13 protein-coding genes are annotated in these 13,765 nt (G+C 62.7%); 5 read left to right on the forward strand and 8 right to left on the reverse strand.

All coding sequences use genetic code 11. The features are described from left to right. The 8 genes from rlmJ to NKH43_RS03600 all read right to left on the reverse strand — a co-directional run. Nucleotides 1-296: 23S rRNA (adenine(2030)-N(6))-methyltransferase RlmJ (rlmJ, locus tag NKH43_RS03565; protein WP_352856649.1), on the reverse strand; the 296-nt coding region annotated here is incomplete at its 3' end. Beyond that, the gene (locus NKH43_RS03570) at nucleotides 293-904 is read right to left on the reverse strand and encodes a hypothetical protein (RefSeq protein ID WP_023719807.1); all 612 of its coding nucleotides are present in this window, start codon (nucleotides 902-904) and stop codon (nucleotides 293-295) included. The genes NKH43_RS03570 and rlmJ, both read right to left, overlap by 4 nt. 24 nt (nucleotides 905-928) lie before the next feature. Further along, a complete protein-coding gene (locus NKH43_RS03575) occupies nucleotides 929-1,588 on the reverse strand; it encodes a TetR/AcrR family transcriptional regulator (protein ID WP_352548988.1) in 660 nt (219 codons plus the stop codon). Between the two features lie 397 nt (nucleotides 1,589-1,985). After that, complete coding sequence (locus tag NKH43_RS03580) at nucleotides 1,986-2,888, reverse strand: aminoglycoside phosphotransferase family protein (protein ID WP_352515674.1); 903 nt, start codon at nucleotides 2,886-2,888, stop codon at nucleotides 1,986-1,988. A gap of 18 nt (nucleotides 2,889-2,906) precedes the next feature. Beyond that, nucleotides 2,907-3,356 carry a DNA polymerase III subunit chi gene (locus NKH43_RS03585; RefSeq protein WP_023719810.1) on the reverse strand — a complete coding sequence of 150 codons (450 nt, stop codon included), beginning with the start codon at nucleotides 3,354-3,356 and terminating at the stop codon, nucleotides 2,907-2,909. A 30-nt stretch (nucleotides 3,357-3,386) separates the two neighbouring features. Next, nucleotides 3,387-4,883 (reverse strand): leucyl aminopeptidase, encoded by a 1,497-nt coding sequence (locus NKH43_RS03590; protein WP_023719811.1) that lies wholly within the window; start codon nucleotides 4,881-4,883, stop codon nucleotides 3,387-3,389. 86 nt (nucleotides 4,884-4,969) lie between these two features. After that, on the reverse strand, nucleotides 4,970-5,353 hold the full coding sequence (locus NKH43_RS03595; RefSeq protein ID WP_031194238.1) for a VOC family protein: 384 nt from the start codon (nucleotides 5,351-5,353) through the stop codon (nucleotides 4,970-4,972). A 73-nt stretch (nucleotides 5,354-5,426) separates the two neighbouring features. After that, nucleotides 5,427-6,593: a flavin-containing monooxygenase gene (locus NKH43_RS03600; protein WP_352856651.1), complete on the reverse strand. Its 1,167-nt coding sequence runs from the start codon at nucleotides 6,591-6,593 to the stop codon at nucleotides 5,427-5,429. A 355-nt stretch (nucleotides 6,594-6,948) separates the two neighbouring features. On the opposite strand from NKH43_RS03600, the gene lptF reads away from it, so the two are divergent. From lptF to pdxA, 5 genes are all read left to right on the forward strand, one after another. Continuing rightward, entirely contained in the window at nucleotides 6,949-8,151 is a 1,203-nt protein-coding gene (gene lptF / locus NKH43_RS03605; protein WP_352856653.1) for an LPS export ABC transporter permease LptF, read from the forward strand. Then, nucleotides 8,148-9,233, forward strand: coding sequence for an LPS export ABC transporter permease LptG (gene lptG / locus NKH43_RS03610; RefSeq protein WP_023719815.1), 1,086 nt, complete (start codon nucleotides 8,148-8,150; stop codon nucleotides 9,231-9,233). Before lptF ends, lptG begins: the two co-directional genes overlap by 4 nt. Beyond that, complete coding sequence (locus NKH43_RS03615; RefSeq protein WP_352494876.1) at nucleotides 9,233-11,650, forward strand: LPS-assembly protein LptD; 2,418 nt, start codon at nucleotides 9,233-9,235, stop codon at nucleotides 11,648-11,650. Before lptG ends, NKH43_RS03615 begins: the two co-directional genes overlap by 1 nt. A 119-nt stretch (nucleotides 11,651-11,769) precedes the next feature. Further along, nucleotides 11,770-12,696, forward strand: a complete 927-nt coding sequence (locus NKH43_RS03620; RefSeq protein ID WP_023719817.1) for a peptidylprolyl isomerase — start codon at nucleotides 11,770-11,772, stop codon at nucleotides 12,694-12,696. Between the two features lie 13 nt (nucleotides 12,697-12,709). After that, a complete protein-coding gene (gene pdxA / locus NKH43_RS03625; protein WP_352588626.1) occupies nucleotides 12,710-13,738 on the forward strand; it encodes a 4-hydroxythreonine-4-phosphate dehydrogenase PdxA in 1,029 nt (342 codons plus the stop codon). The last annotated feature ends 27 nt before the right edge of the window (nucleotides 13,739-13,765 follow it).

Genomic DNA, 13,765 nt, shown 5'->3' on the forward strand with positions numbered 1-13,765 from the left:
TTTTCGGCGCCCCGGGGGTGTGTAGCGGCGACGCCGCCGCGACACTCGGCTCCCCCCCTCGCGCGGCGCGGGGGGGGGCGGGGGTGCGCCGCCCCCCCCCGCCCCCCCCCCCCCTGCCATTCGCCCGTCTTTTGCGCTTCGGTTGAGGACAGATCGTAGCGGCCGATGCCGGCATGGGTGTCGATGACCCGAAACGCCTTGTCCTTCTGCTTCAGATATTCGATCAGCCGGCTGAGCACGGCATGCTTGACGACGTCGGCGAAGTTCCCGGCATGGTAGGCGTGGCGATAGTTCAATTGGAGCCCCTGCCCCAGCGCGGCGGTGGCGGCTGCGAGTTCGGATTTTCCGGCCGGCGGCCGCCGAAACGGAATGCCAGCGCCAGCCCGGCCAGGCCGGCCGCCATCAGGGAAAAACCGACCGGCCGCGCCCGGCGGTCGACCTCGCCGGCAGCCGAGCGCAGGACGAGGTCGACGGCCCGCATCGGAATGCCCTCGGCGTCGCCCGGACCGACGGTGAAGATGTAGGAACCGGGGGTAACGCTCGGGATCAGGCCGGCCTCGTCGCGAAAGATCCTGTCCGGCAGCTGTGGGCTGACCTGGCGCGGATTGTCGGAGTGATTGAACTGCAGCGTCGAGGCGAGCACCGTCCTGCCGCCGGTGGCGGCGGTCAGGGTCAGCACGGTGCGCTGCTGCGAGACGATGCGCTCGGCTCTTGCAGTGAGATCGACCAGCACGCGTAGCGGCCCGTCGCGTGCGCTCAGGGCCACCGTCACCGGCTTGAACCGGCCCTGGTCGTAAACCCGCCAGGTGCCGATCTCACGGCCGGAGAAATTGGTCATCGCCCAGGGATAGACGACGCCGATGCCGGTACCGATGAGCAGGATCAGAAGAAACAAAAAGCGCATGCGGACAATGCCCCGTTGATGCAACTACCTCGCATTGGCACCGTCGCGGATACGCTCCATCTCGTCCAGCAACATGTCGAGGCCTATATCGAAGGTCTTGTCAAAACCGGCTGTGCCGAAATATGCCCCGGCAGCCATGACGCCGGGGAAATCCCGCGCTAGCGCTTCATCGCTCACCGTGGTGACCGCCGAAGGCCCTTTGGCGTAGCCGGCCGTCTCGTCAAGGATCGCGCCCATCAGATAGTAGCTCGTGGCTCGGAACAACCGGGCGCTGAGTTCCAAACCGAAACCGCCGGCTTCGAACAGGCCGATCACGTCGTTCAGCTTGGCGAGACATGCCGGCGAATTCATGCGGTAGACCACAATGAACGGCGCAAAGGCCGGATGTTCGGTGGCGACCCGGCGGTATTCCTTCACGGCGACGTGGATCCGCTGGCGCCAACGCATGCCGTCGTCAGGAATCTTGATCGAGCTGATCTGTCGATCGACCAGTGCCTCGTAAAGATGCGCCTGGGAGGGGAAATGATGGTAGATGCTCATCGCTTCGCAGCCGAGTTCTGCCGCCAGCTTGCGCATCGAAAAGCCGGAAAGCCCCTCCCTCTCGATTACCTCGAAAGCCGCATCCTCGATCATCTCGCGAGACAGCCGGCCGCGCGTTCGCTTTTTTTTGACTGATATGTCCATGGTGCCGCTTGACAACTTACGCTGTAAGGTTAATTTTCGACATTACCTTACATCGTAAGGCCAACCAAAACCAGAGGAGAACGCCATGAACAGCTTCCATATCGTTTTCATTCCACGCCCTCTTCGCTTCATCATGCATCCTTGCTCGCCTCCACGGTCCACGCGCTGACCCTGACGCTGGCCTCCGCACCGGCCCGTGCCGACGACTATGACGCAACCATCAAGGACATCCAGTCGACCATGGGCGCTTGGAGCTCTATCTTCAACGGCATGCAGGTCGATTTCGATCTTCAACGGCATGCAGGTCGATTTCGATACGTTCAGGAGGGAGACGGGCGGTCAGTAATGCTTTCGTTTTTGGAGCGGGATGCGTTCAAACTGAATTCTCCATCCCGCTCTAACTGTTTGTGTGATCCGCCAGCACCTCATTGATAACCCGCCACGATTTTTCCGCCTCGCGCTGGTTGCCGTCATGTCCCGAAGCGACGATCAGCGCCTTCCAGAGCGCCCAGCCCCGAGCGCGCGCCCAGCTGTGCTCGTCAAGGGAAATGGCGTCGCGGAACGCCTGGCGGCTCTCGCCGTAAAATTCCGTCCATGCGATCACCAGGTCACAGGCAGGATCGCCGATAGCCGAACTGCCGAAATCGACGACCGCGCAGAGCTTGCCATCTTCGACGAGCAGATTGCCTGAGGCAACGTCGCCATGGACCCAGACCGGCGGCCCTTGCCATCGCGAGCCGAGCGCGGTCGCCCACACCGCCTCGGCGGTTGCCTTGTCGATGCGGCCGCCGAGCGCCGAAAGCGCGGCTCGGGTCTGGGCGTCGTAGACTGAAAGCTGGCCACCGCGGTGGAAATTATGCTGACCTGCCGGTGGTCCGCCAGCGGCGTCGATCCGGTAGAGCGCAACCAGAAAGCCGGCCAGCGAACGAGCGAATTCATTGAGATCGGCAATCAGCCCACCAGCCGCCGGCCGACCGCGAAGCCAGCGATAGACGGACCAAGGCCATGGATAGCCTTCACCGGGCGCGCCTCTGGCCAGTGGCACCGGTATCGGCAGAGGCAAGTGAGGCGCGAGGCGAGGCAGCCAGCGATGCTCCTTCTCGACCTGGGCAACATAGGCGGCAGCGCTGGGCAGCCGCACCGACATTCGATCGCCCAGCCGGAAGGTGCGGTTGTCCCAGCCGCCAGGCTCGACCGGCTCTACCGGCAGGTCCGCCCATTCAGGGAACTGCGCGGCAATCAAGCGGCGAACAAGTGCGGCATCTATCGATATGCTTGGTGTTTGATCATCAGGCGGCATCGGGCTTGCTCAGGTCTTCTAAGCCTTGCGTTCCCAGCGCCGGTCCGGTGTTTGCTGCCAGTAGGTCACGGTGTGGCCGGCCTCCTTCATTGTCTTCCAGTGCGTGCGTGCCGCCTCTAGCTGGGCTGCATCGTGGCCGTCGAACAGGAACACGGCGCGCTGGTAGCCGCCAAGCTCCGGCGGCACCGCGCCATCGACCAGGAAGCGTATCTGCGCCTGGTTCGGATTGTCAGGTCCGACGGTCAGAAGCACCGGCTGCTCGGCGGGATGGGCTTCGCGGTCCGTTGCATGGGCCAGGAACGAATCGTCCCGGAAAGTCCACAGATGCTGGTCCAGCGCGTCGCGCCGTTCCTCGGTGCCGGTCTGCACCACGGCGCGCCAGCCGCGATCGATGCTGCGCTCCAGGAGGCCGGGCAGCGCGTCCTCCAGGGTCGATTCGGTCAGGTGATAGAACAGGATTTCGGCCATGACTTCAGTCTAAATCATTTGGCGCGCCGCTCATTGCTCGTAATGATCGCGCACCAATCGGTCGAGCAATCTGACGCCGAATCCGGAAGCCCATGACTGGTTGATCTCGTTGGAGGGCGAGCCCATCGCGGTGCCGGCAATGTCGAGATGCGCCCAGGGCGTGTCCTTGACGAAGCGCTGCAGGAACTGCGCGGCGATGATGGCGCCGCCATAACGGCCGCCAATATTCTTCATGTCGGCATTCTTGGACTCGATCAGCTTGTCGTATTCGGCGCCGAGCGGCATGCGCCACAACCGCTCCTGCGTCGCCTGACCGGCCGCCGTCAGCCGGTCCGCCAGCTCGTCATTATTAGAGAACAGGCCGGCATAATGCTGGCCGAGCGCGACCATGATGGCGCCGGTCAGCGTCGCCAGATTGATCATGAATTTCGGCTGGAAGCGGTCGTTGCAGTACCACAGCGCATCGGCCAGCACGAGGCGGCCCTCGGCGTCGGTGTTGAGCACTTCGATGGTCTGGCCAGACATCGAGGTGACGATGTCGCCCGGTCGTTGAGCGTGGCCGTCGACGGCGTTTTCGACCAGCCCGACAATGCCCACGACATTGACCTTCGCCTTGCGCGCGGCCAGCGCGTGCATCAGCCCGGTGACGGCAGCAGCGCCGCCCATGTCGCCCTTCATGTCCTCCATACCGGAGGCCGGTTTGATCGAATTGCCGCCGGTGTCGAAGGTGACTCCCTTGCCGACGAAGGCGACCGGGCTTTCCTTGGCCTTGCCGCCGTCCCACCGCATGACGGCGATGCGGGCGCCACGCGGCGAGCCCTGCGCTACGCCCAGCAGCGAACCCATGCCGAGCTTCTTCATCTCCTTCTCGGCCAGGATCTCGACCGTGACGCCGAGCGCCTCCAGTTGGGCGATGCGGGCGGCGAATTCCACCGGTCCCAACACATTGGCCGGTTCATTGACCAAATCGCGCGCCAGCAAGACGCCGTCGATCACCGCCGCTTCATCGGCAAAGGCCTTCTTTGCGGCCGCCGGATCGGCCGTGTGAATGGTCACCTTTACCGGCTTTTTTGGCTCACGCTTGCCGTCACCATTGTCCTTTTTGGTCTTGTACTTGTCGAAGGAATAGCTGCGCAGCAGGATGCCCGCGGCAAGCTGAACGGCTTGCCTGCCGCTGACGGCGGCGCCGGGAAGATCGAGCACGACGGCCACTTCGGTTGCCTTGCGAAAGGATGCGGCAATCGTGCCGCCGAGCTTCAGCCAGGCGTAGTCATCGAGATTGGAGCCCTTGCCGGCGCCGACCGCCACCAGCCGCTCGAGCGACGTCCCTTCCGGTGCCAGCACTTCGACCTGGCTGGCGAATTTGCCGGTGAAGTCGGCGACGGGAAAGGCCCGCTCGAGGGTCTTTGCCGGATCGCAGGCCCTGACGGCATCACCGAGGCCGCCCTCGTCGGCCGCCAGAACGAAAACGCTGCCCTTTTTGGGCGCGGCGAATTTGGCGAAGGCGATCGAGGGTCTCGAATTCATCATGTCCTGCTTTCGGGGAAATGCGTTGGATTGTCGGGAGAGGCGTTCGATTGGGCAGATCGGACCTAAGATGCCGTGTTGTTGCGTCAGTGAGCGGCGGGTTGAAACAGCTCGATGACATTGCCGGATGGGTCTTCGAGCAGGGTCTGGGAACCGCCGACGCCCGTTATGATATCGTTGCGAAAGACAAGTCCAGCACTCTTGAGACGCGCAACCTCTTCTTTCAGGTCCGGCACCACCAGCAGGATGCGGTTCCAGCCTCCCGGCACCGGCTGCCGGCCGTCGGGCATCGCCCGTGCACCCGAACTGCCGGGTCCGCTTAGAAGGAGCCGTAACGCGCCGCGCGTGACGGAGGCAAAAGCCGGTCGCGCGTCCTGTTGGACGGTGAAGCCCAGATGTCCGCAATAAAAGTCGATCGAGGCGGCGACATCATCGACCATGTAGCGAATGCTGACTGGCGTCATGATCATTGACCTTTCGGTTCGAGAACGTTCCAACAAGGCGTATCTATTGCGGGGCGGACAGTCGGCATAGTCCTGCTCATTATCGCTGCTTGACAATCCGCGCCGCTATCGCCCTAGCCTGAATGCGGGCATTGGCGAAACAACCGCGAATGCTCGGCCGCATGCCGGTAAACCACAGACCGGGCAATCGCGGGTCGGCTTCGCCGCCGTTGAAAAGCGGAACGCCCTTGCCGTCGAGAACGCCGAGCTTGCCGACCATCTGCTCCAGCCCGGTCCGGTAGCCGGTCGCTGAGATGACGATATCGGGCGTGATAAACCTGCCGTCGTTCAATATGATGCCGTCGCGAGTAAATTCTCGCAATGGCGGCACCACCACGATCATGCCTGCCTTGATGGCGCGAACCGCGCCGTCATCGGCTGCGATCGCGGTGTAGTCGGCGCTCAGACGGCTCGCACCTCCTATGGAGGCCGGCGGAAGCCCGAATTTCGTCAGGTCGCCGAAAACCAGGCGCTGGGTTGTCGTCATCACCGCATCGGCAATCCGTACCGGCAAGCGCGCCATGAAAGGCGAAAGCCTGTGGACGGCGATCTTGCAGATGCGTTTCGGCAGCAATGACGGACCATTGCGGGCCGACAGCCAGATGCTTTCGGCGTCTGCATCCGCAAGATGATTGAGGACGTCGAAACCCGAATTGCCGGCACCGACCACCAGCACCTTTTTGCCGGCATAGTCTTTCGCCTCGCCAAAATCTGCCGAATGGACGATCCGGCCGGCAAAATCCTTCATGCCTTTCCATGCGGGAATAAACGGCTGCCGGTCGCGCCCGGTGGCGACGACGACATGGCGCGCCGGACGGGATCCGGAATTGGTCTGTACGGTCCAGTGATCGCCATCGAACGTGATCTCTTCGACGGCAACGCCGAATGTGACAGGCAGCCGGTGCACTTGGCTGAAATCGTTCAGATGGCGAATGACGGCGGTTCTGTGCGGGAAGGCCGGGGTGCCTGCGGGATAGCCGATGCCGGGCAGCGTCGAGAGATCGCGATGCGTGTTGAGGTGCAGACGTTGGTGCCGCCGATGCCAGGGCTCGGCAAGCCGGCTCTCCTTTTCCAGGACGAGCGTCGGTACGCCGGCCTTCATCAGGGCGTGGGCGGCGGCAAGGCCGGCCGCGCCGGCGCCGATCACAATCGCGCCATCAAAGACCGCTTCCCAACCGGTTTGACTGCGCAATTTTTCCGCTTCCATGCTGGGGCTCAACAGATCCTGACCCGTCTTATCACGCCGCCGCGGCGGCGATCGGCGCGACATTTGGTCGTTTTGCCGCATTTGACAAGACTTTGGCCGAAAATCGCTCCCATATGCGACATTGAACCATCCACGATTCGTCGCGGCACGGCCCCGCTTCCCGCCGCAACCTGTTGTTAACCAACAATGTTCGCCCTTTCTTATCCATTGCCGCCGACACTCCGGCCCAGCGGAATTTGCGATACGGGACAGAACCCAGATCGAACCGCCAAACTGAGCCAGTTGTGCAGCCGGCGCCGGACGACTACCTTATTCCAAGGCATGATGCCGTTCGAAACCGCCGAGAAAAGCCTTCATGAAGGTCGTTGAACGTTACATCATGCGCCGTGCTTTCGCGGTATTCGCGCTGGCGCTCGTTTGGACGCTGGCGATCGTCTGGACGACTCAGGTGCTCGCCCGCATCGACCTCGTCACCGATAGCGGTCAGTCGGCCCTCACCTTCTTCGAAGTCGCAGCGCTGATCGTCCCGTCGATCGTTCCGATCGTCGTGCCGTTCGCCCTAGTCGTCGCGGTCGCGCAGATCCTCAGCGTGATGAATTCGGATTCGGAGCTGGCCGTCATCAATGCCGCCGGCGCTTCACGCTGGACCATCGTCAGGCCGATCATGCTTCTGGCACTCGCAGCCAGCGTTTTTTCGTTTGCTGTCGACAATGGCGTCGACCCTTACGCACGCCAGAAGAACCGCGAGTTGATTGCTTCGTCGCGTGCCGATCTGTTGTCGTTGATCATCCAGGAAGGCACCTTCCGCAAGATCGATGATGGCCTGTTCCTGCAGGTTGGCGAACGGCTTCCCGACAATCGCCTCGGCGGCATCTTCGTCGCCGACTCGCGCGAAGAAGGCGTCAATCTCATCTATTATGCCAAGACCGGCAGCATCATCGAACGCGGCGACGAGAAGGTGCTGATGATGAATGACGGCGTCATCCATCGCAAAACCATGACCGGCGACCTCTCGGTAATCCGGTTCACCTCCTACGCCTTCGACTTGTCCGCTTTCTTGTCGGCGTCATCTGACATTCTGCTTTTGCCGAAGGACCGGACGACCCAGTACCTGCTCAATCCCAGTCCGAACGACAAGATGTACCAGCAAAAGCCGAACAGGTACCTGGCCGAGCTCAACCAGCGTTTTTCCGAGTGGTCCTATTCGCTCGTCTTTGCGCTGATCGCGCTTGCGGTCGCCGGAGATGCGCGCTCGCATCGCGAGGCGCGCGTGCACCCGCTGATCACGGCAATCGCGATCGCGCTGTTCGTGCGCTGGCTCGGGTTCTTTGCCGCCGGCAAGGCCGACAAGGTGCCGCAATATGCCTATATGGTCTACGGCGTCCCGATCGTGGCATCGGCGATCGCTATCTGGTTCATCGTTTCCCACCGGACGATGGAACTGCCGGTTGCTTGGGCCGATTGGATAACCAATCTTGCCGGCCGCTTCAATGACGGCTGGAGCGCCGTCAAGCTCCGCTTTGCCCGGCGTGGCGCATCCGGACAGGGAGCCGGCTGATGGGCTGGACTCTGGGTCGGTACTTCTTCTTTCGCTATGTGACGATCACCATCTGGTTCTTCATCGGCCTTTTGGCGCTGGTGTTCCTGATCGATTTCACCGAGCTTTCCGGCCGCACGACCGGCGTGCCGGGCTTCACCTACGCAACTGCGTTCGCCATTTCGGGGCTCCGGATGCCGATGATCATGCTGCAGACGGTGCCGTTCGTCGGCCTGTTCTCGGCGATGGCGACCCTGGTGTCGCTCAACCGCAAATATGAATTGGTCATCGCCCGTTCCGCCGGGGTTTCCGCATGGCAGTTCCTGCTGCCGTGCTGCATCGGGGCGCTGCTGTTTGGGGCCTTGTCGGTTGGCGTCATCAATCCGATAGCCGCGCACGCCTATTCCTGGTCCGAGCAGATCGAGACCCAGCTCCGTTCGGGCAAGTCGAACACCGTCTCGGCCGACGCCGCGCCCTGGATCAGGCAGAAAACCAGCTCCGGCGATACCATCATCGGCGCGCGCGCCATTCTCAATCAAGGCCTGGAGATGGCCGACGCGGTCTTCTTCAGTTTCAGCCCGCAAGGCGACATCATCGAGCGCAAGGATGCCGCGCACGCCTTTTTGCGGGACGGCTACTGGGAATTGCGGGACGTCAAGGTGTTCCGGGACGGCACCATCCAGTCGTTACCCAGCGATCGGCTGCCGACCGATCTCAAGCCGGAATTCGTGCAAGAGCGGTTGGCGCGCCCTGAGACCATCCCCTTCTACGATCTGCCCGGCAAGATCGAGGTGGCCCGCTCCTTCGGCCTCAAGGCAAATGCCTTCGCCATGCAGTTCGATTCCCTGATTGCGCTGCCCTTCCTGCTCGTCGCGATGACGCTGATTGCGGCAACGGTATCAATGCGATTTGCGAGGATGGGGCAGTCGGCGACGATGATTCTGGGTGGCATCGTGGCCGGCTTTCTGCTTTATGTCGTTTCGGTGCTGGTCAAGGCATTCGGCGTAGCGGGATTCGTACCCACTGCCGTAGCGGCTTGGGTCCCGGTTGTCGTGGCTATGTTCTTCGGGGTGACATTCCTGCTATACAAGGAAGACGGCTAGTGAGGGAGGCGGTTTTGCGCAGCCATAGGCACGCCGGTTTGGCACGCCTCTCTGCGGCGAGCGCCTTGGCATGCCTGCTTGCCGGCGCTGCCCCGGTTGCTCCGGTTTTCGCCCAGGACGTCAGTGAGCTGGCAACGAAGGTTCCGAGCGGCACACAGATGCTGCTGGCAGCCGATACGCTGGTCTACGACAACGACAAGCAGACTGTGACGGCCGTCGGCGGCGTCCAGATCGACTATGGCGGCAACCGTCTCGTCGCCCAGCGGGTCGAATACAACCGCAACACCAAACGCCTCGTCGCCAGCGGCAATGTCGAGCTCGTCAACAGCGACGGCACCAAAATCTATTCGCAGCATGCCGACATCACCGACGATTTCGCCGACGGCTTCGTCAACGCGCTGCGTGTCGAGACCGTCGACAAGGCGTATTTCGCCGCCGAAAGCGCGGAGCGCATGGGCGGCGTGCTGACGACGTTCCACAATGGCGTCTACACCGCCTGCGAGCCGTGCGAGGACAAGCCCGACAAAGCGCCGACCTGGCGTATCAAGGCCAGGAAGATCATCTGGAACGGCGAGAAGAAGACGGTTCGCTTCGAGAATTCGAATTTCGAGTTCTTCGGCTTTCCACTGGCCTATCTGCCGGCTTTCGAGATCGCCGACCCGACGGTCAAGCGCAAGAGCGGCTTCCTGATCCCCGGCGTCGCCTACAAGAGCGATCTCGGCGTCGGTGTTAGAGTTCCCTATTATTTCGCGCTCTCGCCGACCTACGATCTAACTGTCACCGGCAGCGGCTATACCAGACAGGGTTTCCTCGGTGAGGCCGAGTGGAGGCAGCGCTTCAACAACGGTCAGTACAGCCTGAAGATTGCGGGCATCCGTCAAGAGAATCCCGACGCCTTCATCGACGACAATGGCCACAACGTCAGTTCGGGTACCGAGGGCGATCCGAACAGGTTCCGCGGCATGATGGGCACCCAAGGCCAGTTCGCCATCAACCCGCGCTGGGACTTCGGCTGGGACATCCTGCTGCAGAGCGACAAGAGTTTCTCGCGCACCTACGATATCGACGGCTTCAACGATAGCGTACACCGCTCCGAGGTGTACCTGACGGGGCTCAACGATCGCAATTATTTCGATGTGCGCGCCATGCACTTCGACGTTCAAGAAGACACCCTCGCTAGCGATCCGACCGCCCGCGCCGCCAAGCAGCCCTGGGTGCTGCCCTCGCTCGACTACGCCTATATCCCCGACATGCCGGTGGCCGGCGGGCAGCTGTCGTTCGACGTCAACGCGCGGATCATAGACCGCGACAGGCTCGATACGGCTCTTGCAGATTCGGGCATCCCTTCGTCCGTCAACAACGTCCGCGGCATCGACGGTCAATCCGGCCGCGTTACCGCTGAGGCCGAATGGAAGCGCACCTTCACCACCGATGGCGGGCTGCTGCTGACGCCGCTGCTGGCGCTGCGCGGCGACGCCGGCTATGTCAACGCCTCCTCGGCCTCGCTCGACGCCGTCAACCAGATGGCGACCAATCTCGGCGTTGACGACGACATGCGTTCGTCGCTTGCCCGCTACATGGCGACCGCCGGCCTTGAGATGCGCTGGCCGGTACTGTTCTCGATGACCAGTTCCAGCCATGTCTTCGAACCGATGGCACAAGTGTTCATGCGTCCGAACGAGCAATATGTCGGCGGGCTGGCGGTCCCCAACGAGGACGCCCAGAGCTTCGTCTTCGACGCCACGACGCTGTTCGAGCGCGACAAATTCTCCGGCTATGACCGCATGGAAGGCGGCACGCGCGCCAATGTCGGGCTGCGCTATTCCGGCGCGTACGACAATGGCTGGAGCACCAATGCGGTGTTCGGCCAATCCTACCAACTCGGCGGCCAGAACTCGTTCGGCACGCCGGATCTGGTCAATGTCGGCGCCTATTCGGGTCTTGAAACCGCAACCTCCGACTATGTCGGCCTTGTCGGCTTCAATAGCCCCAGCGGATTTTCCGGCTCGGTCAGCGGCCGTTTCGACGAGCAAAGCTTCGAGGTCCGCCGCGCTGAGGTAAAGGCCGCCTTTTCAGGCCTGCCCGTATCGCTGAGCGCCAAATACGCCTTCATCCAGGCGCAGCCGCTCTATGGCTTCTCCACGGATCGCCATGAGATTACGCTCGGCGCCTCGACGCATCTTGCTGAGAATTGGCGCGTCTTTGGCACCGGCACGTATGATCTGGAGCAGAGCATCCTGGTCAAGGACGGGGTCGGCTTTGCCTATAGCGATTCGTGCTTTACCTATTTGATGACGTTTTCGGAAAGACGTGACCTGAACACCAAGGAAGTATCGCAGAACGTCGGCTTCAACCTGTCGTTCCGCACGCTCGGCGATTTCGGCTCGTCGCAACGCTCCATCGACACCATCCAATAACGGGAGCAGCAGTCGGCAACGGGGCGGCTGGCGGACGACATTGTTTCGCCGCATAGAGCAGGCACGAATTTCCGCGGCCTGAACTGGGACAGGTTGGGCCGAATCGAGATGGAATTGGGATGCTTTCGATGAGGAAATACCTCTTTTCGGCAGGCTTCGCGCTGCTGGTGGCGGTCTCGATCACCGCAGTGACGCGGCCGGTTTTCGCCAGCGAGATCAAATACGTCGTCAACAATATACCGATCACCACCGGCGACATCCAGCATCGCGCGGCTTTCCTGCGCCTGCAGCACAAAAAGGGCGATGCCGGCCAGGAAATGATCGACCAGACGCTGCGCATGGCCGAAGCCAGGCGGCTCGGCATCCGCATCAGCGACGCGCAGGTCGATGCCGCTTATCAGCGTTTCGCCACGAGCAACAAAATGCCGCTCAAGCAGCTTGACGGCGCCATGGCGCAATCCGGCGTCTCCAAGGAGCATTTCAAGGAGTTTATCCGGGCGCAGATGGCCTGGAACCAGGCGCTGACCGCGCGTCACCGTTCTAGCGACGGCGGCGGCGCCATAAGCGAGCAGGACCTCGTCAAGCGCATGCTCGAGAAAGGCGGTAGCAAACCGAGTGCCACCGAGTACATGCTGCAGCAGGTCATTTTCGTGGTGCCGGCCGCCGAGCGAAGCGCGACGCTGGCCAAGCGCAAACGCGAAGCCGACGCCATGCGCGCCCGCTTCAACGGCTGCAACACCACGCGCGAATTCGCCAAGGGCCTGATGGATGTCACCGTTCGCGATCTCGGCCGGGTGCTGGCGCCGCAATTGCCGCTGGACTGGGCCGAGCAGATAAAAGCTACAAAGGTTGGCGGCGCCACCACGACGCGCGAAACCGACCGCGGCGTCGAATTCATCGGCATCTGCTCGTCGCGCGAGGTGTCAGACGACAAAGTCGCGCAGATGGTGTTCCAGAATGAAGGTTCGAGCGACAAGAACGCCGACGAGCTCTCGAAGAAATATGTCGAGGAGTTGCGGAAGAAAGCCCGCATCATCGAGCGCTGAAGTCGCGATAGCCGTGCCTCACGCAGAGCTTCCGCTGGCGCTGAGCGTCGGCGATCCGTCCGGTGTGGGGCCGGACATCGCCATCGCCGCTTGGCAGGCCCGCGATACCGCCGGCGTTCCGTCTTTCTATCTTCTTGCCGATCCGGCACTGATTGCCGCGCGGGCGCACAGGCTCGGCGCCGATATTGCGATGGCCGAGACAACGCCGGCGCTAGCGCCGGAGATGTTTTCGCGCGCGCTGCCGGTGGTGGCGCTTGCCGCCCGTTTCATCGACAGTCCCGGCCGCCCTGATCCAGCCAACGCCGCCGGCATCGTCGAGGCGATCGACCGCGCCGTCGCCGACTGCCTGGCCGGCCGCGCTGCCGCGGTCGTCACCTGCCCCATTGCCAAGAAGCCGCTCTACGATGCCGGCTTTCGCTTTCCCGGCCACACCGAATATCTGGCGCATCTGGCATCGCTTCATACCGGTACCGAGGTGACGCCGGTGATGCTGCTTGCCGGACCGGACCTGCGCACCGTGCCGGTCACCATCCACATCGCGCTGGCCGAGGTGCCGAAGGCGCTGACGACCGACCTGATCGTCACCACCGGCCGCATCACCGCCGCCGACCTTGCAAACCGCTTCGGAATTGCCAAGCCGCGGCTCGCCATTACCGGCCTCAACCCGCACGCCGGCGAAGGCGGCGCGATGGGCACCGAAGATGAGCGCATCGTACGCCCGGCGGTCGACAGGCTGAGGCAGGAAGGGATCGACGCCTTCGGGCCATTGCCCGCCGACACGCTGTTTCATGCTCGCGCCCGCGCCGGCTACGACGTGGCGCTCTGCATGTATCACGACCAGGCGCTGATCCCGGCCAAGGCGCTGGCGTTTGACGAGGCTGTCAACGTCACGCTCGGCCTGCCCTTCATCCGCACCTCGCCCGACCATGGCACCGCCTTCGACATCGCCGGCAAGGGCATCGCCCGCGCCGACAGTCTGATTGGCGCACTGAAGCTCGCTCGCCTACTTGCCGATACCGGGGCAAAAACTGCAGGCCAATGAGCCCAATCCGATGATCCTAACCCAATG

Source organism: Mesorhizobium sp. M1163 (genome assembly GCF_040318415.1).
GTDB lineage: Bacteria > Pseudomonadota > Alphaproteobacteria > Rhizobiales > Rhizobiaceae > Mesorhizobium.

Coding starts and splice junctions, on each gene's coding strand:
- NKH43_RS03570 (WP_023719807.1), bottom strand. CDS start 904: ATGCGCTTTTTGTTTCTTCTGATCCTGCTCATCGGTACCGGCATCGGC.
- NKH43_RS03575 (WP_352548988.1), bottom strand. CDS start 1,588: ATGGACATATCAGTCAAAAAAAAGCGAACGCGCGGCCGGCTGTCTCGC.
- NKH43_RS03580 (WP_352515674.1), bottom strand. CDS start 2,888: ATGCCGCCTGATGATCAAACACCAAGCATATCGATAGATGCCGCACTT.
- NKH43_RS03585 (WP_023719810.1), bottom strand. CDS start 3,356: ATGGCCGAAATCCTGTTCTATCACCTGACCGAATCGACCCTGGAGGAC.
- NKH43_RS03590 (WP_023719811.1), bottom strand. CDS start 4,883: ATGAATTCGAGACCCTCGATCGCCTTCGCCAAATTCGCCGCGCCCAAA.
- NKH43_RS03595 (WP_031194238.1), bottom strand. CDS start 5,353: ATGATCATGACGCCAGTCAGCATTCGCTACATGGTCGATGATGTCGCC.
- NKH43_RS03600 (WP_352856651.1), bottom strand. CDS start 6,593: ATGGAAGCGGAAAAATTGCGCAGTCAAACCGGTTGGGAAGCGGTCTTT.
- lptF (WP_352856653.1), top strand. CDS start 6,949: ATGAAGGTCGTTGAACGTTACATCATGCGCCGTGCTTTCGCGGTATTC.
- NKH43_RS03620 (WP_023719817.1), top strand. CDS start 11,770: ATGCTTTCGATGAGGAAATACCTCTTTTCGGCAGGCTTCGCGCTGCTG.